The organism is Pseudomonas sp. ANT_H4, from assembly GCF_008369295.1.
Classification (GTDB): domain Bacteria; phylum Pseudomonadota; class Gammaproteobacteria; order Pseudomonadales; family Pseudomonadaceae; genus Aquipseudomonas.
In genome coordinates this window covers 117,234-143,557 of sequence record NZ_VOBG01000015.1, presented here as the reverse complement: position 1 = coordinate 143,557, position 26,324 = coordinate 117,234, and the positions used below count along the sequence as shown (strand labels likewise).

The window sequence follows — 26,324 nt, the reverse complement described above, 5'->3', positions numbered from 1 at the left end:
CGGCGCCGCCGCTCCTGACCCAAAAGCTCACCACTCTTATCGTTGCTATTAGTCATAAACATAACCGTTTGCCTATCCCTTATCGTAAGGGGGAAACGGTGTCCTGTCTTTCATGGGGCTCGTTCAGGCGTGGACGTGCTCGGTTTGTACTCGGTGAAGCTCGATGGCGGACGCGGCACCGGGGGCACGCAACTGTTGCCACTGGATCACGATGGGCGGCCCGCCGATGACTTCGGGCGCCTGGGCGTAGCATTCAAGGCGCGCATCTCGAAGACTGAGGTGAAGCTAGGCGAATGGATGCCGGTGCTGCCGATCCTGCGCTCGGATGACGGCCGCTCACTGCCGCAAACCTTGCGCGGAGGGCAGATCACCTCCAAAGAAATCGACGGTCTGACCCTCTACGGCGGCCAGTTCCGCGCCAATAGCCCGCGTGACGACAGCAGCATGACCGACATGTCGATGTTCGGAAAAACCGCCTTCACCTCCCACCGGTTTAACTTCCAGGGAGGCGAATATGCCTTCAATGACAAACGCACGCAGGTCGGCGTGTGGAATGCCCAACTCAAGGATATCTACAGCCAGCAGTACCTCAATCTGATCCACAGCCAACCTCTGGGCGACTGGACCCTGGGGGCCAACCTCGGATTCTTCTACGGCAAGGAAGACGGCAGCGCCCGTGCCGGCAACCTCGACAACAAGACCTGGTCCGGGATGTTCTCGGCCAAGTACGGCGGCAACACCTTCTACGTCGGCCTGCAAAAACTCACCGGCGACAGCGCCTGGATGCGGGTCAATGGCACCAGCGGCGGCACCCTGGCCAACGACAGCTTCAACGCCAGCTACGACAACGCCCAGGAAAAATCCTGGCAGGTGCGCCACGACTACAACTTCGTCGCCCTTGGCGTGCCAGGCCTGACCGTGATGAACCGCTACATCAGCGGCAGCAATGTGCACACCGCCACCGTGACCGATGGCAAGGAATGGGGACGGGAAAGCGAACTGGCCTACACGGTGCAGAGCGGCACGTTGAAAAACCTCAATGTGCGCTGGCGCAATTCCAGCATGCGCCGGGACTACAGCAACAATAAGTTTGATGAAAACCGGTTGATCGTCAGCTATCCGCTAAGTCTGCTGTAAACACGCGACAACCTTGCTGTATGGTGCGCCCCTGCCGCCGCTGATCCAAATCAGCGGCGGCCTTCATTCGAGCGCGGTCCACACCATGAAATCCCTTGCCATCGCCTCAGCCGTACTTGCCCTGGCATTGAGCCTGGGCGGCTGCATCGGCCCTCCCATTGCCCTGACACCGCAGACTGAACACAACCTGCGTGCCCAGGCGCCGATCCGCTTTTTGCTGACCTTCGATGACGGCCCCAGCGCCTCGGGCTTCGACAATCCGAGCCGTTCAGTGCTCGCGGACCTGGCCAGCAACCCGGTACAACCGGGTATCAAGGCGATCTTCTTTTTGCAGACCGAGGCGTCTCGGTCCGGCGGCAGCGCGCGTGGTCGTAAAACCATGGAGCGTGAGCACGCGGGCGGGCATATCCTGGGCTTCCACACCGCCACTGCCTGGCACACCAATCACCGCCTCCTTGACTGCGAAGAACTGGAACAGTCCCTCAGCCTGGGCGCGGCAACCATTGCGTCGATCACTGGGGCGCCGCCAACCCTGGTACGTCCGCCCTTCTGGAACTACGACAGCCGCACCTTCGCGGCTTATCAGAAACAGGGTTTGCACATCCTGCTGACGGACCTGAGCGCCAATGACGGCAAGATCTGGGGTTTCAATGGCAGCCCGCAGCGGCGGGCCAACCTGCTACGGCAACTGTCGCAAGTGCGCGAGCAGATCGCCCTGGGGCAGCTGCCGACAGTGGACGGTGTGATACCGGTGGTGGTGACCTTTCACGACATCAACCGCTACACCGCACGGCATCTGCAGGAATACCTGCAGATCCTGATGGACAGCGCCCGAGTCACAGGCCTTAGGACAGCTGCCGAGCCGTTCTACACGGATCGCCCGACACTGCAACGCGCCGCCATGGCTCGCACAGTGGGTGATGTCAACGACGCGGTGCATTTTCCAGGCGTGTGGAATTGGCTGTGGAACGCTGATTCCTTCTGATTTAAGCAATGATGGCTAGCACAAGCCAGCGTAGGAGCTGTCGAGCTTTAGCGAGGCTGCGATGGCGTCAGCACAGCCAACATTGAGGGTGCCTGACCCACCGCTATCGCAGCCTCGCTAAAGCTCGACAGCTCCTACAGTTGCCGCGACTCAACGCCCAACTCATCCCACACCGACTCCGCCAGGTGAAAGGTCGCATTGGCCGCCGGAATCCCACAGTAGATCGCGCTCTGCATCAGCACCTCTTTGATCTCGGCACGGGTCACACCATTGCTGGCTGCCGCACGCAGGTGCAGTTTCAGTTCCTCACTGCGGTTCATGCCGATCAGCATGGCGATGGTGATCAGGCTGCGGGTGTGCCGAGGCAAGCCCGGACGGGTCCAGATATCACCCCAGGCGTGGCGGGTAATCATTTCCTGGAACTCCGAGTTGAACTCGGTCAGGGCATTCAGGCTGCGGTCGACGTGGGCGTCGCCGAGCACTTCGCGACGCACTTGCAGGCCGTCGGCATAGCGTTGTTTCTCGTCCACAAAAGACTCCTCAGTGGGCTAACAGAAATTCCAGCACCCGGTCGCTGAACGCGGCGCCAGCCTGCACATTGGACAGGTGCGCAGCATAGAACTCGGCGTATTCAGCGCCCTGTACATGAGCCTGGATAAAATGCCCACCGGCCGGCGGCGTAACGGCATCTTCAGTGCCGGCAATCACCAGGGTCGGCACCTTGATCGATGACAACTGCTCCCGAAAATCAGCATCACGCACCGCAGCACAGTTGGCCGCATAACCTTGCGGGGAGGTCGCCGCCAGCATGTCGGTAATCTGCTTGGCTTGATAAGGGTTGGCTTGGGCAAAATCGGCAGTGAACCAGCGGGAAATCGACGCATCACGCAAGGCAACCATCGCTGCCGCACCGTCGCGTAGGACCATTTCAATCCGTGGGTTCCACACTGCTGGCTCGCCGATCTTCGCCGCCGTATTGCACACCACCAGCCTGCGCAGGCGCTCGCCGGCGTTGATACCCAGCCACTGGCCGATCAGGCCGCCCATGGACAGCCCGCAGAAATGCGCGCGGTCAATGTGCAGTGAATCCAGCAGCGCCAACACGTCTCGCCCCAGTTGCTCGATGCTGTAAGGCCCTTCGGTGACCAGGGACTTGCCGTGCCCACGAGTATCGAAACGCAGCACTCGAAAATACTGGGTAAAGGCCGGCATCTGCGCATCCCACATATGCAGGTCAGTGCCCAGGGAGTTGGACAGCACCAGCACCGGTGCATCGTCGGGGCCATCGAGTTGGTAGTTCAGTTCGCCATCGGCGAGTTGTACAAATCCCACAGCAGCCTCCTCAGGCAGTCAATGCAACATGTTCGGCCACCGCGCGGTCGACCCAGGTGTGTGCCTGGCCCAGGTAGTGCGCCGGGTCCAGCAGGTGATCGAGTTCAGCGGCCGATAATTCGGTGGTAACTTGCGGCTCGTCAGCCAATACGGCCCGTAGATGGCGCTGTTCGGCGACGGCGCGTTTGCAGCATTGTTCCAACAAATGGTGGGCTGTTTCGCGGCCCAGGCGCTGGGCAAGGACGATGCTCACCGCTTCGGCCAGCACCAGCCCCTGGGTCAGGTCTAGGTTACGAGACATGCGCTCGGCGTCTACTTCAAGGCCTTCGCTGACCAGCAAGGCCTGATGCAAGGCGCCGGAGACCAACCGGCAAATCTCAGGCAAGGTTTCCCATTCGGCGTGCCACAGGCCCAAGCTGCGCTCGTGCTCCTGGGGCATGGCGCTGAACATCGTCGCCACCAGGCCGGGAACGCGGGTCGAGGCGCTGATCAGCACGGCCGCACCCACCGGATTGCGTTTGTGGGGCATGGTCGAGGAGCCGCCCTTGCCCTGCGCCGACGGTTCGAATACTTCCGCCGCTTCGGTCTGCATCAGCAGGCTGATATCACGGCCCAGTTTGCCGAGGCTACCGGCGATCAAGCCGAGCACGGCGGCAAATTCCACCAGGCGATCACGCTGGGTGTGCCAGGGCTGTTCCGGCAAGGTCAGCTGCAACTCGGCGGCCAGTGCCAACGCTACAGGCATGGCCTGGTCACCCAACGCCGCAAGGGTTCCGCAGGCGCCGCCAAATTGCAGCACCAGCAAACGCGGCTTGAGTTGCGTCAGTCGTTGTCGACTGCGGGTCACCGCGCCAAGCCAGCCGGCGATTTTCATGCCTAGGGTGACGGGCGTCGCGTGTTGCAACCAGGTGCGGCCCGCTAACGGTGTGGCGGCATATCGCTGGGCCTGCACGGCGAGGGTTTCCCCCAACCGTGCCAAATCGTTTTCGATCAGCTCCACGGCGCGGCGCAGTTGCAGCACCAGGCCGGTGTCCATCACATCCTGACTGGTGGCGCCCAAGTGCACATAACGCTCGGCACCAGCGTCGTCTTGAGCAATCTGCTTGCCCAAGGCCTTGACCAGTGGAATCGCCGAGTTACCCGCCGTGGCAATCGCCTCGCCCAGCGCCACCGTGTCGTAGAGAGATGCCAGGCAGGCCTGGGCAATAGGTGCGACCGCCGCTTGAGGGATCAACCCCACCAGGGCCTCGGCCCGGGCCAGCGCAGCTTCAAAGTCGAGCATGCCCTGCAGCCGGCCCTGATCACAGAACACCTCGGCCATGCTGCCTGCTGTGAAATAAGCGTCGAACAATTGATTGCTCGGGCGCGTCGTCATAAACCATCCCTAGGTCGCGCACGCCCGCAACGGGCGCGCGCCAACCGGTTACAGATCGTGGTGCAAATACGCCGCCTGTTTGGGCAGACGCAAGCTGAACAGGAACGCCACCGCCATCATGCCGGTAACGTACCAATAGAAGGTGTTTTCCAGGCCAATGGATTTCAGGCCCAAGGCGACGTATTCCGCCGAGCCGCCGAAGATCGCATTGGCCACCGCGTAAGCCAGGCCGACACCCAAGGCGCGCACTTGTGGCGGGAACATTTCCGCTTTCACCAGGCCGCTGATAGAGGTGTAGAAACTGACGATCGCCAGGGCGAGGGTGATCAGCACAAAAGCCAGGAACGGATTGGTAACGGTTTTCAGGGTCATCAGGATCGGCACCGTGCACAGCGTACCGAGGGCGCCGAACCACAGCATGGAATTACGCCGACCAATCTTGTCCGAGAGCATGCCGAACAAGGGCTGCATGCACATATAGAGGAACAATGCGCCGGTCATGATGTAGCTGGCGGTCTTGGCGTGCATGCCAGCGGTGTTCACCAGGTACTTCTGCATGTACGTGGTGAAGGTGTAGAAAATCAGCGAGCCGCCGGCGGTGTAGCCGAGCACGGTGATAAACGCCGCCTTGTGGTCACGGAACAGCGCGGCAATGCTGCCGGCGTCCTTGTTTTCCCGCATTTCCTTGCTGCTGGTTTCTTTCAGGGAGCGGCGCAGCAACAGCGAGATCACCGCCGCGATGGCACCGATCACGAACGGAATCCGCCAGCCCCAGGCCCGCAGTTCATCTTCGGTGAGCAGTTGTTGCAGGATCACCACCACCGACACTGCCAGCAGCTGCCCGCCGATCAGGGTCACGTACTGGAACGAGGCGAAGAAACCGCGCTGGCCCTTGAGGGCGACTTCGCTCATGTAGGTCGCGGTGGTGCCGTATTCGCCGCCCACCGACAGGCCCTGAAACAATCGCGCCGCCAACAGCAAGGCCGGTGCCCAGGCGCCGATGTCCTTGTAGGTTGGCAAAAAGGCGATGACCAGGGAGCCGGCGCACATCATCAGCACCGAGATCATCATCGAGTTCTTGCGCCCGTGCTTGTCGGCCACCCGGCCGAACAGCCAGCCACCGATCGGGCGCATCAGGAAGCCGGCGGCAAATACACCGGCGGTGTTGAGCAGTTGCACAGTGGGGTCGTCCGACGGGAAAAACGCCGGGGCGAAGTAGATGGCGCAGAAGGCATAGACGTAGAAGTCGAACCATTCGACCAGGTTGCCGGAGGAAGCCCCGACAATTGCAAAAATCCGTTTGCGGCGTTCTTCTCCGGTGTAGTGACTTGTCGTTGTTGTCATGTTTTTTTCACTCGTTGGGAACGGTTTGAAGTCTAGACATACTTTGCAACAAACTCGTTCCGCAAGTAAACGTTGGGGTATGGGTTGCCTGGATGGGTCTCATCGCGGGCTTGCCTGCGATAAATTTCAAACCCACTCAATAATCGAAGAACACCGTCTCTTCGTCTGTGCCCTGCAAAATCACATTCCACTGATACACACCCGAAGCATCAGCCTTGGCAATCAAGGTGCCCCGCCGCTCTTCTGGCACACAGGCCAGCAACGGATCGTCGCCATTAGCCGTCTCACCATCAAAGTAAATCCGCGTCAGCAAGTGCTTGACCAAGCCACGGGCAAACACCAACACCACCAGATGCGGCGCCTGTGTCGTACCCTTCAAACCCGGCACGCTGCCCGGCTTGATGGTGCTGAACCGAAAACGCCCTTGCGCATCCACCGGCACCCGGCCAAACCCTTCGAAATTGGCGTCCAGGGGCTTGTCCTGTTCATCTTCAGGGTGGTCATATTTTCCGGCGGCGTTGGCTTGCCATACTTCCAGCATGGCGTCGTTGACGACATCTCCGTTGCCATCCACCACACGCCCGGTGATCGCCACGCGCTCGCCCAGGGTTTGGGCATTGGCCAGGTCTTCGCGGTTCAGCCAGGTCAGGCCGATGTGGTAATAGGGCCCAACGGTGTGGGACGTGGTCGCATTGAGGGTCATCTCATTTCTCCATCGGCGTGGCGTCGCGGCCGCGCAGGACGATGTCCCAGCGGTAACCGAGGGCATAGGAAGGAATGGTTTTTTCCAGGTCAAAGCTGGCGATCAGGCGTTCCTTGGCAGACGTATCCGGGACGCAGTTGTAGATCGGGTCGTAGGCCAACAACGGGTCGCCGGGGAAATACATCTGGGTCACCAGCCGCGTCAGCACACTGGGGCCGAACAACGAGAAGTGAATGTGCGCTGGGCGCCAGGCGTTGTGGTGGTTGCCCCACGGGTAGGCACCAGGCTTGATGGTCTGGAACTGGTACCAGCCATCGGCGTCGGTGACGGTGCGACCGGTGCCGGTGAAGTTCGGATCCAGGGGTGCGTCGTGTACGTCGCGCGTGTGGTTGTAGCGTCCGGCGGCGTTGGCCTGCCAGATCTCCACGAGGATGCCCGGCACCGGCAGGCCGTTTTCATCGAGCACTCGCCCGTGAATGATGATGCGCTCGCCCTGGGGTTCGCCAGCGTGCTGAGCGGTCAGGTCGTTGTCTTTCTCGTTAACGTGCTCGGCGCCGATGGTCGGGCCAGTAATTTCCGACAGGGAGTGGGGCAGAAACACCAACGGTTTGGACGGCGAACGCAGGTTCGTCGACTGGTAGGCCGGGTGCAGGTAATCAGGCTGAGTACCCGCTTGCGGGCGCCGGTAACCGGGCTTGTCACTCATGGAGCAATCCTCTTTATTGTTATTCAACGCGTTCGATGGCCAGGGCCAGGCCTTGGCCGACGCCGACACACATGGTCGCCAGGCCTTTGTAGCCGCCGGTTTTTTCCAGGTGATGGAGCGCCGTCAGTACCAGGCGCGCACCGCTCATGCCCAGCGGATGGCCGAGGGCGATGGCGCCGCCGTTGGGGTTGACCTGAGGCGCATCGTCCGCCAGGCCCAGCTCACGCAACACCGCCAGGCCTTGGCTGGCGAAGGCCTCGTTGAGTTCAATCACATCAAAGTCGCTGACAGCCAAACCCAGGCGTTCCACCAGTTTGCGGACCGCTGGCACCGGGCCGATGCCCATCACACGAGGAGCAACACCGGCGCTGGCCATGCCCAGCACGCGGGCGCGGGCGGTCAGGCCGTGTTTTTTCACCGCTTCGGCAGAAGCCAGGATCAGCGCGGCGGCGCCATCGTTGACACCCGACGCGTTGCCGGCAGTAACCGTTTTGTCCGGGCCATTGACCGGTTTTAGTTTGGTCAAGGCTTCCAGGGTGATATCGGCCCGTGGATGCTCGTCCTGCTCGACCACGGTTTCACCTTTTTTATGGGCGACGCGTACCGGGACAATTTCTTCAGCAAAGAACCCGGCGGCTTGAGCCGCTGCGGTACGTTGCTGGCTGCGCAGGGCGAAGGCGTCCTGGTCGGCACGAGAAACCTTATAGTCGTCGGCGACATTATCGGCGGTCTGCGGCATCGCATCGACGCCGTACTGAGCCTTCATCAACGGGTTGATAAAGCGCCAGCCAATGGTGGTGTCTTCCAGTTTCATGTTGCGCGAGAAGGCCGCATCAGCCTTGCCCATCACAAACGGTGCGCGGGACATCGACTCGACGCCGCCGGCAATCGCCAGCTCCATCTCGCCACTGGCAATGGCGCGAAACGCTGTGCCGATGGCGTCCATACCCGAAGCGCACAGGCGATTGAGGGTCACGCCGGGAATGCTCTCCGGCAGGCCGGCCAGCAACAAGGCCATGCGCGCCACGTTGCGGTTGTCTTCACCGGCCTGGTTCGCACAGCCGAAAAATACTTCGTCGACGGCGTTCCAATCCACGGACGGGTTGCGTTCCATCAGCGCCTTGATCGGCACCGCCGCTAGGTCATCGGCACGCACGGTGGACAGGCCGCCGCCAAAACGGCCGATGGGGGTACGAATGGCGTCACAGATAAATACGTCGCGCATCAGGCTTCTCCTGGGGTTTGGCCATGGGCGACGGCGGTGCGGGCTTCAAGATCACGCAGGGCGGTCAGTTCGATGTCGGTGGGCTCAGCGCTGGTACTGAGCTGCTCCGCAAAGCGAATCGCCCAACCCGTGGCCGCGACCACTTGCTCGCGGGTCACGCCGGGGTGCAGCGCGGTGACCACAAACTCGTGAGTGCCCTCCTCCGGCTCCATGATGCACAGGTCGGTAATAATCCCGACCGGACCCGCGCCTGGTAGACCGAGGCGTTTACGGGAATCGCCGCCCTCGCCGTGGCCCACCGAAGTGATGAAGTCCAGTTTGTCGACAAACGAACGCGCCGACTGCTTGAGGATGATCAGCACGCTCTTGGCGGAACCGGCAATCTCCGGCGCGCCGCCGGCACCCGGAAGGCGAACCTTGGGCTGGTGATAATCACCAACCACAGTGGTGTTGATGTTGCCGAAACGATCGACTTGGGCCGCACCGAGAAAGCCGACGTCGATGCGCCCGCCCTGCAGCCAGTAGCGAAAAATCTCACCAGTAGGCACGACGGTGTCGGCAGTTTCCGCCAGTTCACCGTCACCGATGGACAGTGGCAGCACCGACGGCTTGGCGCCAATCGGGCCAGATTCGTAGATCAGCACCACATCTGGCGAAGAGGTCAGGCGCGCCAGGTTGGCAGCCTTGGAGGGCAGGCCGATGCCGACGAAGCACACCGAACCGTTCTTCAGGCGGCGCGCGGCGGCAACGGTCATCATTTCGTTGGTCGAGTAAGCCATCACTTGGCCTCCTGCACGGTGGCCAGCTTGGCCTGGAATTCGCTGAAATCGGCAGTGCCGTGGATGTATTCGTCAATCCAGGCGGTAAAGGTCCCACGGTCCCGGGCGATTGGGTCCCAGGCTTGATAGAAACGGTTGTCGCGTTCGGTGTAACCGAGGGCGTAGGACGGATGCGCGCCGCCGGGCACGTGACAAACGGCAGTCAGGGCCCAGGTTGGCAGCACACAGGCGTTCATCGGCGCATTGAGGTCATCGACGATTTCTTCTACGGTGACAATGCAACGCTTGGCCGCCAGGGCCGCTTCTTTCTGCACCCCGAGAATGCCCCACAACAGCACGTTGCCCTTGCGATCAGCCTTTTGTGCGTGGATCACGGTGATGTCCGGGCGCACCGCCGGCACCGCCGCCAGCACTTCACCAGTAAACGGGCAGGTCACGGTCTTGATCAGCGGGTTGACCTTGGGCAGGTCAGAGCCTGCGTAGGCTCGCAGTACTGCGAACGGCAGGCCAGATGCTCCGGCGACGTAGGCATTGGCCAGGTCGGCGTGACTGTGTTCTTCGATCTCCAACGGCTGCGGCCACTGTTTTTCCACCGCGTCCCGCAGGCGATGCAGGGAACCCACGCCGGGATTGCCGCCCCAGGAGAAAATCAGCCTGCGCGCACAGCCGGCACCAATCAGTTGGTCGTAGATCAAGTCGGGCGTCATTCGCACCAGCGTCAGGTCTTTCTTGCCCTGACGAATGATTTCATGGCCTGCCGCTGTAGGGATCAGGTGGGTAAAGCCTTCGAGCGCGACAGTATCGCCGTCGTTGACGAACTGCTTCACCGCATCGTGCAGGGTGAGGATTTCAGCCATGGGGTTGGGCTCCCGGTGTTGATCGAAAAAGGCGCCGAGGGCGGCGCCGAAGTGCTTGAAGGTTAAGCCGGGGAAATGTGCCAAACAATCCGATAATCGACTGAGTGTTCGATTATCGAACAGATTGTTGTCTAGCTATCGGTTGCGTTCAGGTCGCATCCGCATGGCTGACCATGCCCTTGATCACCACCGCACTCGCGGCCAGCGCAGCCGGAATCACCAGTGCTGTCAGCACTTGTTCGAAGTTCCAGCCCAGGCCAAGCAATGTCGCGCCCATCCATGCACCGAGAATCGCGCCGAAGCGACCAATGCCCAGCATCCACGACACACCGGTGGCGCGCCCTTGGGTCGGGTAGAAGCGGGCGGCCAGGGATGGCATGGCAGACTGGGCACCGTTGACACACATCCCGGCGATCAACACCAGCGTCGCCAACACTGTGATATTGCCCAGGCTCTGCCCGACTGCGTAGGCAAATACCCCGGCCAACAGGTAGAAGATACCGATGACCTTGTGGGGATTGAACCGATCCATCGCCCAACCCACGCCCACAGCGCTGAGCACACCACCAAACTGGAACAAGGCACCGATAAACGCGGCCTGCTCCATGCTGGCGCCGCTGTCACGCATCAGAGTGGGCAACCAGCTGGTCAGCAGGTACACAATCACCAGGCCCATGAAGTACGTGAGCCACAGCAGCAAGGTGCCAGTGCTGTAAGTGCCTGAGAAAATCACTGCAAACACGTTGCGTGCCTTGACGGTTTTCTGCTCGGGGACGCTGAAGCTTGAGGCCTGGGCGACAATGGTCGGTTCGATGGGCGCCAGGGTCTTGCGCACCTTGTCGGTGCCACGATTGCGCACCACCAGATAACGCGCCGACTCCGGCAGCCACACCAGCAACACCACCACCAGAATCAACGGCAAGATGCCACCGATCAGCAACAGACTGTGCCAGCCGAACGCAGGGATCAGCTTGGCCGAGATAAACCCGCCACCGGCCATCCCCAGGTTGAAACCGCAGAACATGCTGGTCACCAGCAGCGACTTGTGGCGCTCCGGGGTGTATTCGGACAGCAAGGTCGTGGCATTCGGCATGCCGGCGCCCAGGCCAAGGCCGGTAAGGAATCGCAGCACCAGCAATTGATCGACGTTGGAGCTATAGGCCGACGCCAGGCTAAAGGCGCCAAACACCAACACTGCGCCGACCAGCACCACTTTGCGGCCAAAGCGGTCGGCCAAGGGTCCCGAACCCAGGGCGCCAAACACCATGCCGATCAACGCGGCACTCATCACCGGGCCGAGGCTGGCGCGGTCGATGCCCCAATCCTGGGACAACGCGGGGGCGATAAAACCCATGGCCGCGGTGTCGAGGCCGTCGAGAAACACAATCAGGAAACAAAGGATCACTACACGCCACTGATAGCGCGACAGCGGCTGGGAATTGATGAAGGACTGCACATCCAGGCAAGTCCCAACAGAAGACGAAGGCTGATTCATTATTTTTATTCCACACCTATGGGCGGGGGAACGAGGATTATCTCGTCATTATTATTGGGCGGCACAGGGACTTGGACGGCAGGCACCGTTGCGGTCAATTGCGCTGCCGCGACATTAATGAGCCAGGGGAAACACCGTCAATTCATCAAACCGGGACCTGTGCGGTCACCGAACAGCTTAAGCAAACAGCTGGGCACTCAACTCCTGGCTAGCGCTAAGCATGCTGGGCAGAAAACGTTGCTCCAGCTCACTGCGGCTGACCCGTGCGGCATGGGTGCTGACGTTGAGTGCAGCCAGCACCTGGCCTGAGGCGTCATACACCGGCACGGCGATGGAGCGCAGGCCCTGTTCCAGCTCCTGGTCGACGATGCACCAGCCCTGTTGCCGCACTTGTTGCAGGCATTCGAGCAACGCTTGGGGCGTGGCCAGGGTGCGACTGGTCTTGATTTGCAGGTCGGCATGATCCAGATAGTCCTGCAACGAGGCATCGTCGAGGGCCGCCAGCAGTATCCGGCCCATGGACGTGCAATAGGCCGGCAGACGCCCACCCACCGAAAGGTCCACGGAGATCAGGCGCTGGGTGGTGGCCGAACGGGCGATATAAAGGATGTCATCACCTTCCAGGGTGGCCATGTTGCAGGCTTCGTGGAGTTGCTCGCTCATACGGTCCAGGTACGGCTGGGCAGAAACCGCCAAGGGTGTGGACGACAAATAGGCATGGCCCAGGGTCAGGACCTTGGGCAGCAGTGAATAGGTACGCCCGTCGGTGGTGGCGTAGCCGAGCTTGATCAGGGTATGCAGGCAACGGCGCACGGCGGCGCGGGGAATTTCCGTGCGATGGCTAATCTGCGCGATGGTCAGGTGGCGCTTGCGCTCCTGGAATGCCTGCACCACCGCCAAGCCGCGAGCCAGGGAGGTCATGAAATCCGGATCACCGGTAAACGCCTGGATACGCTTGGCCGGTGACGCAACGATCGGCGGCGCCACTGATGCGAAGGAGTTGCGCAATTGATCGTTCATTTCTGGGCCCTTATCTTATTTTCAACCGCTATTACAAGCCGTCTGGCAACGGATACACAAGGCGAGGCCGGCAACATTGGGCGATTATCGGACAGGCATGCGATTATCGCAATTTCCCGGCCTGTTTGTGATGCTCCCTGTCCACCCGTTTGAATGAAGGGCACTGCATCGACTCATGGAATCCGCTATACGCCGAACAACATTTTGATCTCAACTCGCACTTGTAGAATATTTAGCAAGTGTGACGCCAAAAGTTCGGCACTACTCTCGAAAAAAAACCTACAGGCCAAGTTGACGATTTTTAACTTGTTGGCGATAGTGTTATTCAAATGCATCGCTATAATGAGCTATGTGAGGAGGTCGGCCAGCGTCAAGAACGATTTCAGATCTCACCGAGCCTCCCCTATGCTTTGCCTGTGCCTTGTCGCAAGTACCTGTCATCCATTTCAAATGCCTGCCAATTGCTTGTGACTTGAAAGAAAACTATTGCTACGGCAGCTGTTCTTCTCCGGTGCCGTGGCCGCATGCAATAAAGAAGTGGTTTATTGTGTATACCTTCAAAAACCGAGCAGTTTTATCGGTACCACTTGAAGGTAATGCGATGAACGTCTTCCACGCATCGCGCTTCACCGGAATTAAACTCAACTCAATTAGGTAACAATGTGACGAAAGACGAACTGCGCGCGGAACTTGAGCGCCAGGAGCAACGTTACAAGGATGTTTACGGCGGGGAAGTCACCACCTACGCCGCCCAGCCAGAACCTGAGCGCAAACCATGGCGCAAACGAGCAAGTCTGCTCGATCAGGCTTTTGCCCAGGAAATTCAAAAGATTGAAAAGGACCTCAAAGCCGAAGAGCCTTAAGCCGCTCGGGTTGAGTCGCCAAGGGTTGCCTGTGCCCTGCCAACGCACTGTTGGCAGGAGGCTCCCCGGTCCATGCCAGTGTATTTGACACCAATCACATACCTGCGCAAAGCCATCCTGGCGCCCCTTCTGCCTGCCTTACCGAAATTTCATACGATTGTTTCAGCCCCCCCGCCATCGTTGTCGCACCCCACCTCATCAGCCCTACGCTTTATAAATCAGTGACTTGCCATATCCCCGGAATGACTGGGATGCGCGCCCTTCCCACAAACTTTTTCGTTGAAGAATGTTACCGATGAGCAGCTAGTGCATCGATTACCAAGGTTTTCTGGCATAATCGCGCCCCCTTACGACCGGGTCAGAAAACCTTCATGATCGATTTATTCAGCGGACTGGATGCTTGGGTTCTTGTGAGCCTATTGCTCGCCCTGGCCTTTGTCCTCGCCTTCGAGTTCATCAATGGCTTTCATGACACCGCTAACGCGGTTGCCACAGTCATCTATACCAAAGCCATGCCGCCGCACCTGGCTGTGTTCTTTTCCGGGTTGTTCAACTTCCTCGGCGTGTTGCTCGGCGGGGTAGGCGTCGCCTATGCCATCGTGCACTTGCTGCCGGTGGAACTGCTGATCAATGTGAACACCGGCCATGGCCTGGCCATGGTGTTCTCCTTGTTGGCAGCGGCGATCACCTGGAACCTGGGTACCTGGTATTTCGGGATCCCTGCGTCCAGCTCCCACACTCTGATCGGTTCGATCCTCGGTGTCGGCCTGGCCAACGCCCTGATCAACGACATCCCACTGGCTGACGGGGTCAACTGGCAGAAGGCGATCGATATCGGCGCATCGCTGGTGGCCTCGCCCATAGCCGGCTTCCTGGTCGCAGCCCTTGTACTGATCATCCTGAAATGGTGGCGCCCGCTGTCCAAGATGCACAAGACGCCAGACCAGCGCCGCAAGATCGACGACAAGAAGCACCCGCCTTTCTGGAACCGCCTGGTGCTGGTAATTTCCGCCATGGCCGTGAGTTTCGTGCACGGCTCCAATGACGGTCAGAAGGGTATCGGCCTGATCATGCTGGTGCTGATTGGTATCGTGCCCGCGCAGTTCGTACTCGACCTGGGCAGCACCACCTACCAGATCGAGCGTACCCGCGACGCCACCCTGCACCTCAATCAGTTCTACCAGCGTAACCAGGAAACCCTCGGCGACTTCCTCGCCCTGGGCAAGAGCGTCAAAGACGACCTGCCTGGCAAGTTCCGTTGCAACCCACAGCAGACCGAACCAACCATCACCGCCCTTCTCGGCACATTGAAGGGTGTCTCTGACTACCATTCGCTGACCGCAGAGCACCGCATTGAGGTGCGTCGCTACCTGCTGTGCCTGGACGACACGGCGAAGAAAGTCGGCAAGCTGCCTGGCCTCAATCCCCGCGAGAAGTCCGATCTGGACAAACTGCGCAAAGACCTGACAGCCACCACCGAATACGCACCGTTCTGGGTGATCCTGGCAGTAGCCCTGGCCCTGGGCCTGGGCACCATGGTCGGCTGGAAACGTGTGGTGCTGACCATCGGTGAGAAGATCGGCAAGCAGGGCATGACCTATGCCCAAGGCATGTCGGCACAGATCACCACCGCGAGCATGATTGGCCTGGCCAACATCTTCAGCCTGCCGGTGTCCACCACTCACGTCCTGTCTTCGGGCGTAGCGGGCACCATGGTTGCCAACAAGAGCGGCCTGCAAAGCGGGACGGTGAAAACCATCCTGATGGCGTGGATACTGACCCTGCCTGCAACGGTGGGCTTGTCGGCCGGCCTGTTCTGGCTGGCGTCCAAGGCCCTCGGCAGCTGATAGTCGACCGGTAATAAAAAAGGTGTGATCCGCAAGGTTCGCACCTTTTTTATGCCCGTGATCGACGCGACGCGGGGCCTGGGAATGATTATTTCAGGCGAAAAAAAAGGGCGACCGAAGTCGCCCAAAATGCCTTGCGTGCTCATGTAATCCAGAAAAACCTATGGTCTTTTACGCTTATTGGCGTCTTTCCAGATAAAAAATCCAAATCCTACGAAGAACAACACCATGAGGCCGACAGTCAGCACTCCGGCAAACACCACATTATCGAAAAACATGACTGGCCTCCTGCTCTTGCCCTGTTGCGATAGGGCTAAGTTAACCAAGAAGACGGGGGGATAAATTGACGAGGATCAATGTCGCCCGCAACGGGGCGTAAAGAAGGGAAATAACTGACCTACATCAATAGATGTAGGGCGCTTCAACGCTTTTTCGGTTTGTTTTTCTGCTTTTTCTTTGGTTTTGCCTTGCCCAGGAGCATCGGCATGGCCTGCTCGAAGGCCTGGCGCACTTCATTCAGGCGCTTGTCATTGAGGTCGTGGACACGTTTGGCCCGTTCGGCATTCAGGTCGATCAGCTTGTCGTCATCACTCATGGCTTGGCTTACGTGGTGGCTGGAAGGGTTCAATAATGCGTCCTGGCCCGCCTTGCGGCAAATACCGGCAAACAAAATATGTGTAGCTACGCGTTTAAACCTCGACATCCACCCACAACCCTTGCCGAGGCGCATCGTCGATCAGCGGCGCCACGGGCACGGTGTTATCGGCATTGAGTTCATCGCCAGGAATGGCCAAGTGCTGTTCGGGATCATCATCGGCCTCACGCCGGCGCTTTTGCTGTTCCTGCTGACGCCGCTGCTCTTCGCGCAGCAGCAGGGTCGACTGCTCCGCATCGCGTTTTTTCAGGTCGATAGTACTTTCGTTAGAGCCCGGCTGCACGGGTACTACCGGCGGAATATCGGGCTTTGGACGCACCGGATCGAGTTGCGATGTAACCGGCACAACACTCAAGGGCAAGATGGGTGGCAGCATAATTTTTGGTCTCCTGTCAGCAGACTGTCGGCTGCCGGGACGACGACTTGAATCTGGAGTCACCAGTGTGTGAACCAATCGTCATCTATCTGATAAACGCACCGCCCTTTTTCTTGCCGCTTGTAGCTTAAAGCGTGAAGCTGCTCCTATTCCTTTTGGTCTGGGAGCCTTGTTCCGTTAGAATAGTCGGCTTTTTCACGGTGGGAGTCAGGCAGCATGGCGCAGCAGTATCAACCGGGGCAACGCTGGATTAGTGACAGCGAAGCAGAGCTAGGGTTAGGCACCGTTCTGGCACAGGACGGTCGCTTGTTGACCGTGCTCTATCCGGCCACTGGCGAGACTCGCCAGTATGCGCTACGGAGTGCGCCCCTCACTCGCGTGAGGTTTTCGCCGGGTGACACCATCACCCATTTCGAAGACTGGAAAATGACCGTGCGCGAAGTCGACGACGTCGACGGCCTGCTGGTCTATCACGGCCTCAATGGGCAGAACGAAGTCGTTACCCTGCCAGAAACCCAACTGTCGAACTTTATCCAGTTTCGCCTGGCCAGCGACCGTCTGTTCGCCGGGCAGATCGACCCACTGGCCTGGTTCTCTCTGCGCTACAACACCCTGGAGCACACCAGTCGCCAGTTGCAATCCTCGCTCTGGGGCCTGGGCGGCGTGCGTGCGCAGCCGATTGCGCACCAACTGCACATTGCCCGCGAAGTGGCCGACCGTATCGCGCCGCGGGTTTTGCTGGCAGACGAAGTAGGTCTGGGCAAGACCATCGAAGCCGGCCTGGTGATCCATCGCCAGTTGCTGTCCGGTCGTGCCAATCGCGTGCTGATCCTGGTGCCGGAAAACCTGCAGCACCAGTGGCTGGTAGAAATGCGCCGCCGCTTCAACCTGCAAGTGGCGCTGTTCGACGAAGAACGCTTTATCGAAAGCGATGCCGCCAACCCGTTCGAAGACACCCAGCTCGCGCTGGTAGCCTTGGAATGGCTGGTAGATGACGAGAAAGCCCAGGACGCACTGTTCGCCGCCGGCTGGGACTTGCTGGTAGTCGACGAAGCCCACCACCTGGTCTGGCACGAAGAAAATGCCAGCCCTGAATACGTGCTGGTCGAACAACTCGCCGAAGTCATTCCTGGCGTACTGCTGCTCACCGCCACCCCGGAACAACTGGGTCAGGACAGTCACTTCGCCCGTCTGCGCCTGCTGGACCCAAACCGTTTCCACGACCTGCACGCTTTTCGCGCAGAGAGCGAAAATTATCGCCCTGTAGCCGAAGCCGTCCAGGAGCTGCTGGACAAGGGCCGTCTCTCGCCAACCGCGCACAAGACCATCCAGAACTTCCTCGGCAACGAAGGCGAAGCCCTGCTGACCGCCGTCAACGATGGCGATACCGAAGCCAGTGCCCGCCTGGTCCGCGAACTGCTGGACCGCCACGGCACCGGCCGCGTGCTGTTTCGCAACACTCGCGCTGCCGTGCAGGGTTTCCCGGAGCGCAAGCTGCATGCCTACCCGCTGCCATGCCCGGACGAATACCTCGAGCTGCCATTGAGCGAACATGCCGAGCTGTACCCGGAAGTCAGCTTCCAGGCCCTGCCGGACGTAGAGGAAGAACAACGCTGGTGGCGCTTCGACCCTCGGGTCGAGTGGCTGATCGACCAGTTGAAAATGCTCAAGCGCACCAAGGTCCTGGTGATCTGCGCCCACGCCGAAACCGCCATGGACCTGGAAGACGCCCTGCGCGTGCGCTCCGGCATCCCGGCCACGGTGTTCCACGAGGGCATGAACATCCTCGAGCGGGATCGTGCTGCTGCCTACTTTGCTGATGAAGAGTTCGGTGCCCAGGTGCTGATCTGTTCGGAAATCGGCAGTGAGGGCCGCAACTTCCAGTTCTCCCACCACCTGGTGCTCTTCGACCTGCCGTCCCACCCCGACCTGCTGGAACAGCGGATCGGCCGTCTGGACCGGATCGGCCAGAAGCATGTAATCGAGCTGCATGTCCCGTACCTGGAAACCAGCCCCCAACAGCGGCTGTTCCAGTGGTATCACGAAGCGCTAAACGCCTTCCTCAACACCTGCCCGACCGGCAACGCCTTGCAGCATCAGTTTGGCCCGCGCCTGCTGCCGCTGCTGGAAAACGCCGATGACGACGAGTGGCAAGGGCTGATCGACGAAGCCCGCACCGAGCGCGTGCGCCTGGAAGCTGAGCTGCACACCGGTCGCGACCGTTTGCTGGAGCTGAACTCCGGTGGCGCCGGCGAAGGTGATGCGCTGGTGGAAGACATCCTGGAACAGGACGACCAGTTCGCCCTGCCGATCTACATGGAAACCCTGTTCGACGCTTTCGGTATCGACAGCGAAGACCATTCGGAAAACGCGCTGATCCTCAAGCCCAGCGAAAAAATGCTCGACGCCAGCTTCCCCCTGGGCGACGACGAAGGCGTGACCATCACCTACGACCGCAACCAGGCGCTGTCGCGCGAAGACATGCAGTTCATCACCTGGGAACACCCGATGGTCCAGGGCGGCATGGACTTGGTACTGTCCGGTTCCATGGGCAATACCGCCGTGGCGATGATCAAGAACAAGGCCCTCAAGCCGGGCACCGTGCTGCTGGAACTGCTCTACGTCAGCGAAGTGGTTGCCCCGCGTTCGCTGCAACTGGGCCGCTACCTGCCACCGGCGGCGCTGCGCTGCCTGCTGGATGCCAACGGCAATGACCTGTCAGGCCGGGTGTCATTCGAGACCTTAAACGATCAGCTGGAAAGCGTGCCACGGGCCAGCGCCAACAAGTTCGTACAGGCCCAGCGCGATCAACTGACGCCACGGATCAATGCCGGTGAAGAGAAGATCGCCCCGCGTCACGCCGAGCGCGTAGCCGAGGCCCAGCGCCGTCTGGCCGCCGACACCGACGAAGAGCTGGCACGCCTGAGCGCCCTGCAAGCGGTCAACCCGACCGTGCGCGACAGCGAACTGATTGCCCTGCGTCAGCAACGTGAGCAAGGCCTGGCCATGCTCGACAAGGCGGCGCTGCGACTGGAAGCGATTCGGGTGTTGGTAGCGGGTTGATTACCACCCTGCCCTGCTGAACAAAAAGGCCCGCGCAATGCGGGCCTTCTTTTAATCTGAGCTCATCAAGCCGTGACCGCCGGGCTCGCAACCTCCACCACTCCCAACCCATCCCTCATTCGCTGGGCATCCTTCACAAAACACCGCGATGCCTGAAACAGAAACACCATAGTCAAAAATAGCGCGACCGGAATCAGGTACATGGCGTCGTGCAGGCCCACAGCTTTAAAGGCTTCGCTCATTTGCTCAGCACCCGCCGCGTACATCGCCGTATGGGCAAAGTGATCGGACAGACCACCCACCACCACCGGCCCCATGCCACCACCCAACAAATACAACCCGGCAAAAAACAGCGCCATGGCCGTGGCCCGCAGGCGCGGTTCCACCACGTCCTGAATCGCGGTGTAGACGCATGTGTAGAAGTTATAGGCAAACAGCCAGCCAACGCTGAACACAGCAACGAACACGCCAATCTCGATACGCCCCGCGTGCAGAGCCCACGCCGTACACACCGTCGAAATAATCAGGCTGAAGGCGGCGAACAACAGCCGCCCATTGGGGATACGTTGGTGAATCTTGTCGGCCACCCAACCACCCAGTGTCAGACCAAACAACCCGGTCACGCCGACAATCACCCCAGTGGCGACAGCCGCTTCCTGCAATGGCATCAGAAAGTAGCGCTGCAACATCGGCACCAGGAACGAGTTGCACGCGTAGGTGGCGAAGTTGAAGCACAGCCCGGCCAGTACCAGCCAGAGAAAGGTCGGTATCGCCAGCACCCGACGGATCGGCCGATCGACCTTTTCCTGGGAGACTTGCACGGCTTCCGCAGCGCCTCGCTTGGGTTCCTTGATGTAGAACATGAACACCGCGAGGATCAGCCCCGGCACGGCGGCAATAAAGAACGGCGCGCGCCAGCTGTCGAAAGCCTTGACCATCGCGCCGATGGTAAAGAACGCCAGCAACAGGCCCAACGGCAGGCCCAGCATGAAAATGCCCATGGCCCTCGCCCGGCGGTGCGGCGGAAACAAGTCGCCAATCAGCGAGTTGGCAGCCGGAGCGTAGCTGGCTTCACCAATGCCGATACCCATGCGCACCAGCAGGAAGGTCCAGAAACTGCCAACCATGCCATTGACCGCCGTTAGCCCGCTCCAGGCCGCCAGGCCCCAGCCCATCAGCTTGCTGCGCGAACCGGTGTCGGCCATGCGTCCCAGCGGCAGGCCCGCAATGGCGTAGACGATGGTGAACGCAGTACCGATGATGCCGAGTTGGAAGTCACTGAGGTGCCATTCCATGCGAATCGGTTCGATGATAATCGCCGGGATGGTGCGATCGAAGAAATTGAACAGGTTCGCCAGGAACAGCAGGAACAGAATGCGCCAGGCATTCGCCGCTTGGGTCGAGTTCTGCATGGGTCCGTCTCTTTATTGTTATATGAGCTGCGATGCCAGACGCATCCTGAGCCCGGAACCTGCAATCTAGTCAGCCTCGCCGGGATTGTCTGTAATGATTCGTAAGTCTGATATCACTCCATGGGGCTACCGTCCCGAGCGCCTCACGTCATCCCATTCATTTGGTTCTAGTTGCTTATAAACTCATCGCAAAAAGATCAGTATCATTTTGCCATTACGCCTTGCAACCCTCCCACTCTCTCTATACTCAAGTTCATTGTCAGGCAACGACTCTGTGACGGGACATGCTATGGAATGGCTTGGTTTGCATTTTTTTACCGACCTTCCAGAGAACGGGCGTTTATTACTCAATTGCAGTCATAACCCCTTTCTGGTGCTACTGGCTTACCTGGTCGCCTGCGCGGCGAGCTTCGGCACCCTGGACATGGCCGAACGCGTCGGCCACGTCGACAATCCCCTGTCCCAGCGACGCTGGCGTTGGGTCGGTGCCAGCTGCCTGGCGGGGGGAATCTGGTCGACCCACTTCATCAGCATGCTGGCCTTCCAGGCACCGATCACCATTCATTACGAATTGATCATGACCTTTGCCTCGTTGCTGATCGCAATGATCGCCTCGTTGTTCGCCATGCAAACCCTCAGTCATGCGCAACTGCATTTTCGCCAGTACCTGCGGGCGTCCGTGTGGATGGGGCTGGGCATTGCCTTGATGCATTACGTCGGCATATCGGCGATGCGCTCTGACGCACAGGTGTACTTTCAGTCTGGACTGTTTGTGTTATCAGTGATGGTCGCCATCAGCACCAGCCTCGCAGCATTGTTGTTGTCCCATTACCTGCGTAACAGCAGCGGGAGGTTTCACCAACTGCTTAAATATGGCGCCAGCCTGGTGCTCGGGGTGGGCATTATCAGCATGCATTTCACGGCCATGGCCGCCATGCAGTTGCTGGTACCCACGGGCGTTACACCGTCGCTGCCCATCGACAATAACCCGATGCAGTTGGGCCTGTCGGTCGCCGTCATCACACTGCTGGTGGTGGGCAGCAGCATCAGCGCCGCTCTGGCGGACAAGAAACTGGAACAGAAGGAACGCGACCTGCGCCGAGTCAATGCATTGCTCAGCGAACTGGACCAGGCACGGGTGTCCCTGCAGAAAGTAGCCCATTACGACGCCTTGACCAGCCTGCTCAATCGCCGTGGTTTCAACCAGATTTTCGCAGAGAAACTGGCGGAAAAAACCATGGACGAAGGCATGTTGGCGGTGATTTTCCTGGATATAGATCACTTCAAGCGCATCAACGACAGCCTCGGCCATGACGCCGGCGATCAATTGCTTACCGTGCTGGCCAGCCATATCAAAAGCTCGGTGCGCAGCCACAACGATGTGGTCGCCCGTTTCGGCGGTGACGAATTCTGCATCCTCATCAGCATTCACCATCGCGACGAAGCACGGCATATGGCCCAGCGCATCATGCAGAAAATGAAAGAGCCCATCGAGCTGGCCGGGCGGCGCATGGTCATGACCACCAGTATTGGCATCAGCATCTTCCCCGACGACGGCGCAACCAGCGAGGAGCTGCTGAAAACCGCCGACCTGGCGCTTTACCAATCCAAGGACGCAGGCCGTAACAGCCTGAACTTTTTCAGTTCCAACCTGAAAACCCGGGCCTTTCTTGAACTGCAACTGGAAGAAGAGTTGCGCAACGCCCTGCGTAACAGCAACGAACTGGCGCTGTATTACCAGCCCATTCTTGACCTGCAAAAAGGCCAGGTCACTCGGCTCGAAGCCCTGGTGCGCTGGCAACATCCGCAACATGGCCTGCTGCCTCCCGAGCGGTTTATCAGCATTGCCGAAAACAACGGGCTGATTGCCGAACTGGACAACTGGGTGTTGCGCCAGGCCTGTGCCGACTTGAGCTTGCTGTCTGAAAAGGGCTACCCCTACTTGACGATGGCGGTGAACTGTTCAGCACTGAACCTGGCCCGTGAAGAGCTGGCGGATGAAATCGAAAGTGCCCTGCGCAGCAGCGGCATTGCCGCCAATCGCCTTGAGCTGGAAGTGACCGAGAATGCGCTGATGGGCAACATCAGCAGCACCCTGGTGCTCCTGCGGCAAATCCGCGCGCTGGGGGTCTCGCTGTCCATCGACGACTTCGGCACCGGCTATTCATCCCTCGCCTACCTGAAACGCTTGCCCCTCAATACCTTGAAAATCGATCGTTCGTTTATTCAGGACATCCCAAAATCCAATGCGGACGTGGAAATCGTCCAGGCGATCATAGGCATGGCCCACACTCTGCATCTGCAAGTGATCACCGAAGGGGTCGAAACCCTGCAACAGTTGGAAGTATTGACCCAGCACGGCTGTGATTTCGTTCAGGGCTACCTGCTCAGCGCGGCAGTGCCGGCCAGTGAAATAGCCGCAGTGATCGCCGGTCTTGATCAACGCAACCTGCTCAACTCACTGAGTCTGATGGGCGGAAAAGAAGCCTCGGTACCGAAGGCTCCTGCTTCGGGATGTGCAGGGCCGCCCTCGGTTGTGAGGCCGATCCGCTGATATCCGCCATTTGGCAAATCGCCATCATTTGATTAAAGAAGTCCGACCAACGGCCGATCCATGAGAGTCCGGCGCGAGTTCCCCCTAGAGAATCTAAGGTTAAACCCTATCGCTCCGGCCCGTGACGCGCGGTAAAGTCGCGAACTCTCACTCAGTGATGGCTCTTTGATATTTGTCAGCCATCCGTCCAGGCATAATGGCGCACAATGACTTCTAAAAATAATCCTGCCACCGCGGTATCCGACGTGTCGCTGACAGCTCCTGCGGAAAAAACCTCAGGTCCAAAGTCATTGAGCAGTTCACGTGCGCTGGCCACTCAGCAATACCTGTATTTCACCGAAACCAACACCGACCGTATCCTCGACAACCTCGATGGACTGCGGGACATGGTGTTCCCGCGCCCTCCCCATCTGGAAGGTGACAGTGAGCTGCGCGGTGAGCAGGAGTTTCCTTCGGTCTGCCTGATCGGCCTGGGTCGTTGCGGTTCGAACATTGCACTGGACGTCGCGGAACTGGTGTACAACGCCCGCAAGTTTTACTTGAACGAGTTCAGCACTGAAGACAAGTCAGTGAATAAGGGCTATAGCCCGGCCCAGTGGCTTCGCAACAACTTGCGCCTGGGTTCCGGCAAAGCCAGTAAACCGGTATTCCTGGTAGAGCCGTTGGTGATGCTCGGCGACCTGGACAAAGACATCGCCGGGCGTATTCGCTTCTCACGCAAGGGTGAGAAAAGCGGCTTTTTGCGCGACTACAGCAAGATGAAAATCATGGACCTTTCGGAAGTCCATGCCGGTGGCGCCGGCAACGCGCCGATCCTCGGCCAGTACCTGGCCAAGATCATCCTCAATAAGGATACCCAGCGTTTTTCCAGCCCCGACTGGAAAATGATCCACTCGTACCTGATCGACTCCTGCGGCATCAAGGCCAACCAGTCGCGCCTGTACTTTTCGATCTTCAGCGCCGGCGGCGGTACCGGTTCGGGCATGGCCTCGGAATTCGGCCTGGCCCAGCAACACTCGTACATGAACAAGACGTTCGACACCAAGCCTGCCGACGAGCATGACAGCAAGAGCGGCCACGCTTTCGTCTTCGAACCGATCTTCACCAGCGGCATTTGCGTACTGCCGAACATCTCCGATCACCGCAGTGAGATGTCCGAGGCACTGCACATCAACGCCGGTCGGCTGCTGTGTAAATATCTGTCTGAAGAATGGGACTTTTCCTACAACTTCGACAACGAAGACAGCAGCGAAGCCAGCGTCAAGGGGCGCATTCGGCCGTGGAACGCGATGATGCTGATCTCCAACGACATCATGCGTTACGCCGAAGAAAGCGACGATGGCAACATCCAGAACATTGATGTCAATGCCATGGAAAAACACGCCAACCAGTACATATCACAGCAGATTTTCAATATCCTGACCGCCCAGGCGGTGACCACCGACTACGACCAGAACTACTTCCGTCGGGCCGGTATCGACATCGGCGAAACCATTCGCCTGGATGCCAACGACCTGTTTATGAGCCTGGCCGGCCCCGTGGCCATTGCGTACGCCGAATCAGTGGTACCGGAAACCCCGACGCCTTCGAGCGACAAGTTCAAGGTGTTCGAAAAAGAGCCTCAGCGCCTGAACATCGACGACCTGTTCTTCCGCTCCATCGACCTGCCGCACTTCAACAAGGTCACCCAGGCCATCGAAGGCATCAGCCTGCTGCCCATCGAGTCCAAGCGCTATAAGGCGTCCCTTGAGCAGTACAAGAACTCCGGCTATGACGCGGCGGCCCTGCACGACCTGCACTTCTTCAAGAACTGCTCGTCGGTGGTCTCGATCGTCTCGTTGCCCAAGGACTACAAGCTGTCCTATATGGACCTGAATCGGCTCAAGACCCATCTCAACAGCCTGTTTCCCAACACCACCCTCAAGCGCTATGCTCTGGTGATCGGCGCGTCGGCCAACCTCTCACTGACCACCCTGATCGCCAAGAGCCCGTGCCTGTCGGACGACTTCCTGACGCTGATCGTGGCCTTTATCAAACGCTGCTTTGCGCGTAATCCGTATCGCTTCGACGACACGCTCGACAACTCGATCCTCGACTTCATCATCCACGAGGACTTCGACGAGGACCGTATCGACGAATTGCTCAACGAATTCGAAAACCCGGCGAAAATCCTCGATACCAACTGGTACGCGATCAAGCCGATGTATGAGAAGAAGTACCGCGAGCTGATCAACGACAAGGACAAGTTTGTCTCGATCAACGACATTCGTCTGTCGCGGGACTGCGTGAAGAAGGCCATCAAGTACTTGCGTGAGATTTACCGTCACCGGATTGGTAAGACCAAGGTTATTTCCTTGAATAACCATACGGGGAAGACGGCCTAAACCACGCCGCACTCATCGCAGGCAAGCCAGCCCCCATATTTGACCGTGTTGTAATGACGAACTCCGATCAAATATGGGGGCTGGCTTGCCTGCTATAGCGGTCTTTCAATTTTCAAATATCTACCGCCCTTGCCACACCCAGAAACAATTCCCCCGGCATTCCGCCACCGATAAAACTGTTCCCATGACGCGCACGTCACCCTCGGCTGTGA

21 protein-coding genes and 1 pseudogene are annotated in these 26,324 nt (G+C 59.3%); 7 read left to right on the top strand and 15 right to left on the bottom strand.

Annotation, left to right across the window (positions count from 1 at the left end):
• Nucleotides 1-126: 126 nt before the first annotated feature.
• Nucleotides 127-1,137, top strand: a pseudogene (locus FQ182_RS19445) (OprD family porin); the annotation flags it as partial.
• 85 nt (nucleotides 1,138-1,222) lie between these two features.
• Nucleotides 1,223-2,122 carry a polysaccharide deacetylase family protein gene (locus FQ182_RS19440; RefSeq protein WP_149413071.1) on the top strand — a complete coding sequence of 300 codons (900 nt, stop codon included), beginning with the start codon at nucleotides 1,223-1,225 and terminating at the stop codon, nucleotides 2,120-2,122.
• Between the two features lie 134 nt (nucleotides 2,123-2,256).
• Here the strand turns inward: FQ182_RS19440 and pcaC are convergent, their stop codons facing one another.
• From pcaC to pcaR, 11 genes are all read right to left on the bottom strand, one after another.
• Nucleotides 2,257-2,652, bottom strand: a complete 396-nt coding sequence (gene pcaC, locus FQ182_RS19435; protein WP_149413070.1) for a 4-carboxymuconolactone decarboxylase — start codon at nucleotides 2,650-2,652, stop codon at nucleotides 2,257-2,259.
• Nucleotides 2,653-2,662: 10 nt separating this feature from the next.
• On the bottom strand, nucleotides 2,663-3,454 hold the full coding sequence (gene pcaD, locus FQ182_RS19430; RefSeq protein WP_149413069.1) for a 3-oxoadipate enol-lactonase: 792 nt from the start codon (nucleotides 3,452-3,454) through the stop codon (nucleotides 2,663-2,665).
• A 10-nt stretch (nucleotides 3,455-3,464) separates the two neighbouring features.
• Nucleotides 3,465-4,829: a 3-carboxy-cis,cis-muconate cycloisomerase gene (locus tag FQ182_RS19425; protein WP_149413068.1), complete on the bottom strand. Its 1,365-nt coding sequence runs from the start codon at nucleotides 4,827-4,829 to the stop codon at nucleotides 3,465-3,467.
• 48 nt (nucleotides 4,830-4,877) lie between these two features.
• On the bottom strand, nucleotides 4,878-6,173 hold the full coding sequence (locus tag FQ182_RS19420; RefSeq protein WP_133099335.1) for an MFS family transporter: 1,296 nt from the start codon (nucleotides 6,171-6,173) through the stop codon (nucleotides 4,878-4,880).
• A gap of 136 nt (nucleotides 6,174-6,309) precedes the next feature.
• Nucleotides 6,310-6,876 carry a protocatechuate 3,4-dioxygenase subunit alpha gene (gene pcaG / locus FQ182_RS19415; RefSeq protein ID WP_149413067.1) on the bottom strand — a complete coding sequence of 189 codons (567 nt, stop codon included), beginning with the start codon at nucleotides 6,874-6,876 and terminating at the stop codon, nucleotides 6,310-6,312.
• A 1-nt stretch (nucleotide 6,877) separates the two neighbouring features.
• Entirely contained in the window at nucleotides 6,878-7,582 is a 705-nt protein-coding gene (pcaH, locus tag FQ182_RS19410; RefSeq protein ID WP_149413066.1) for a protocatechuate 3,4-dioxygenase subunit beta, read from the bottom strand.
• A gap of 19 nt (nucleotides 7,583-7,601) precedes the next feature.
• On the bottom strand, nucleotides 7,602-8,810 hold the full coding sequence (gene pcaF / locus FQ182_RS19405; protein WP_178114488.1) for a 3-oxoadipyl-CoA thiolase: 1,209 nt from the start codon (nucleotides 8,808-8,810) through the stop codon (nucleotides 7,602-7,604).
• Nucleotides 8,807-9,589: a CoA-transferase subunit beta gene (locus tag FQ182_RS19400; RefSeq protein ID WP_178114485.1), complete on the bottom strand. Its 783-nt coding sequence runs from the start codon at nucleotides 9,587-9,589 to the stop codon at nucleotides 8,807-8,809. Before FQ182_RS19400 ends, pcaF begins: the two co-directional genes overlap by 4 nt.
• A complete protein-coding gene (locus tag FQ182_RS19395) occupies nucleotides 9,586-10,443 on the bottom strand; it encodes a CoA transferase subunit A (RefSeq protein ID WP_149413063.1) in 858 nt (285 codons plus the stop codon). The genes FQ182_RS19400 and FQ182_RS19395 overlap by 4 nt, the downstream gene beginning before the upstream one ends.
• Before the next feature lie 148 nt (nucleotides 10,444-10,591).
• A complete protein-coding gene (locus tag FQ182_RS19390; RefSeq protein ID WP_149413062.1) occupies nucleotides 10,592-11,938 on the bottom strand; it encodes an MFS transporter in 1,347 nt (448 codons plus the stop codon).
• Between the two features lie 177 nt (nucleotides 11,939-12,115).
• Nucleotides 12,116-12,958 carry a pca regulon transcriptional regulator PcaR gene (pcaR, locus tag FQ182_RS19385; RefSeq protein WP_149413061.1) on the bottom strand — a complete coding sequence of 281 codons (843 nt, stop codon included), beginning with the start codon at nucleotides 12,956-12,958 and terminating at the stop codon, nucleotides 12,116-12,118.
• A 662-nt stretch (nucleotides 12,959-13,620) separates the two neighbouring features.
• On the opposite strand from pcaR, the gene FQ182_RS19380 reads away from it, so the two are divergent.
• Nucleotides 13,621-13,821, top strand: coding sequence for a hypothetical protein (locus tag FQ182_RS19380; RefSeq protein WP_029297082.1), 201 nt, complete (start codon nucleotides 13,621-13,623; stop codon nucleotides 13,819-13,821).
• A gap of 371 nt (nucleotides 13,822-14,192) precedes the next feature.
• Complete coding sequence (locus tag FQ182_RS19375) at nucleotides 14,193-15,668, top strand: inorganic phosphate transporter (RefSeq protein ID WP_149413060.1); 1,476 nt, start codon at nucleotides 14,193-14,195, stop codon at nucleotides 15,666-15,668.
• A 161-nt stretch (nucleotides 15,669-15,829) separates the two neighbouring features.
• Here the strand turns inward: FQ182_RS19375 and ccoM are convergent, their stop codons facing one another.
• The 3 genes from ccoM to FQ182_RS19365 all read right to left on the bottom strand — a co-directional run bounded on the left by ccoM (nucleotide 15,830) and on the right by FQ182_RS19365 (nucleotide 16,699).
• Nucleotides 15,830-15,946, bottom strand: a complete 117-nt coding sequence (ccoM, locus tag FQ182_RS30730; RefSeq protein WP_306108728.1) for a cytochrome c oxidase subunit CcoM — start codon at nucleotides 15,944-15,946, stop codon at nucleotides 15,830-15,832.
• Between the two features lie 143 nt (nucleotides 15,947-16,089).
• Nucleotides 16,090-16,296, bottom strand: coding sequence for a hypothetical protein (locus FQ182_RS19370; RefSeq protein ID WP_149413059.1), 207 nt, complete (start codon nucleotides 16,294-16,296; stop codon nucleotides 16,090-16,092).
• A gap of 61 nt (nucleotides 16,297-16,357) precedes the next feature.
• Nucleotides 16,358-16,699, bottom strand: coding sequence for an aspartate-semialdehyde dehydrogenase (locus FQ182_RS19365; protein WP_149413058.1), 342 nt, complete (start codon nucleotides 16,697-16,699; stop codon nucleotides 16,358-16,360).
• Between the two features lie 216 nt (nucleotides 16,700-16,915).
• On the opposite strand from FQ182_RS19365, the gene rapA reads away from it, so the two are divergent.
• Nucleotides 16,916-19,762, top strand: a complete 2,847-nt coding sequence (rapA, locus tag FQ182_RS19360) for an RNA polymerase-associated protein RapA (RefSeq protein ID WP_149413057.1) — start codon at nucleotides 16,916-16,918, stop codon at nucleotides 19,760-19,762.
• A gap of 65 nt (nucleotides 19,763-19,827) precedes the next feature.
• Here the strand turns inward: rapA and FQ182_RS19355 are convergent, their stop codons facing one another.
• Nucleotides 19,828-21,174 (bottom strand): MFS transporter, encoded by a 1,347-nt coding sequence (locus FQ182_RS19355; RefSeq protein WP_149413056.1) that lies wholly within the window; start codon nucleotides 21,172-21,174, stop codon nucleotides 19,828-19,830.
• A gap of 289 nt (nucleotides 21,175-21,463) precedes the next feature.
• On the opposite strand from FQ182_RS19355, the gene FQ182_RS19350 reads away from it, so the two are divergent.
• Nucleotides 21,464-23,728 (top strand): bifunctional diguanylate cyclase/phosphodiesterase, encoded by a 2,265-nt coding sequence (locus tag FQ182_RS19350; RefSeq protein WP_149413055.1) that lies wholly within the window; start codon nucleotides 21,464-21,466, stop codon nucleotides 23,726-23,728.
• 206 nt (nucleotides 23,729-23,934) lie between these two features.
• Nucleotides 23,935-26,112, top strand: coding sequence for a hypothetical protein (locus tag FQ182_RS19345; protein WP_149413054.1), 2,178 nt, complete (start codon nucleotides 23,935-23,937; stop codon nucleotides 26,110-26,112).
• Nucleotides 26,113-26,324 lie beyond the last annotated feature (212 nt).

Excerpts from the sequence above, each read along its gene's own strand:
- FQ182_RS19390 (WP_149413062.1), bottom strand. The coding sequence starts at position 11,938 with ATGAATCAGCCTTCGTCTTCTGTTGGGACTTGCCTGGATGTGCAGTCC.
- pcaH (WP_149413066.1), bottom strand. The coding sequence starts at position 7,582 with ATGAGTGACAAGCCCGGTTACCGGCGCCCGCAAGCGGGTACTCAGCCT.
- ccoM (WP_306108728.1), bottom strand. The coding sequence starts at position 15,946 with ATGTTTTTCGATAATGTGGTGTTTGCCGGAGTGCTGACTGTCGGCCTC.
- FQ182_RS19375 (WP_149413060.1), top strand. The coding sequence starts at position 14,193 with ATGATCGATTTATTCAGCGGACTGGATGCTTGGGTTCTTGTGAGCCTA.
- FQ182_RS19355 (WP_149413056.1), bottom strand. The coding sequence starts at position 21,174 with ATGCAGAACTCGACCCAAGCGGCGAATGCCTGGCGCATTCTGTTCCTG.
- rapA (WP_149413057.1), top strand. The coding sequence starts at position 16,916 with ATGGCGCAGCAGTATCAACCGGGGCAACGCTGGATTAGTGACAGCGAA.
- FQ182_RS19420 (WP_133099335.1), bottom strand. The coding sequence starts at position 6,173 with ATGACAACAACGACAAGTCACTACACCGGAGAAGAACGCCGCAAACGG.
- FQ182_RS19440 (WP_149413071.1), top strand. The coding sequence starts at position 1,223 with ATGAAATCCCTTGCCATCGCCTCAGCCGTACTTGCCCTGGCATTGAGC.
- FQ182_RS19365 (WP_149413058.1), bottom strand. The coding sequence starts at position 16,699 with ATGCTGCCACCCATCTTGCCCTTGAGTGTTGTGCCGGTTACATCGCAA.
- FQ182_RS19350 (WP_149413055.1), top strand. The coding sequence starts at position 21,464 with ATGGAATGGCTTGGTTTGCATTTTTTTACCGACCTTCCAGAGAACGGG.
- pcaR (WP_149413061.1), bottom strand. The coding sequence starts at position 12,958 with ATGAACGATCAATTGCGCAACTCCTTCGCATCAGTGGCGCCGCCGATC.
- FQ182_RS19425 (WP_149413068.1), bottom strand. The coding sequence starts at position 4,829 with ATGACGACGCGCCCGAGCAATCAATTGTTCGACGCTTATTTCACAGCA.
- FQ182_RS19395 (WP_149413063.1), bottom strand. The coding sequence starts at position 10,443 with ATGGCTGAAATCCTCACCCTGCACGATGCGGTGAAGCAGTTCGTCAAC.
- pcaG (WP_149413067.1), bottom strand. The coding sequence starts at position 6,876 with ATGACCCTCAATGCGACCACGTCCCACACCGTTGGGCCCTATTACCAC.
- FQ182_RS19345 (WP_149413054.1), top strand. The coding sequence starts at position 23,935 with ATGACTTCTAAAAATAATCCTGCCACCGCGGTATCCGACGTGTCGCTG.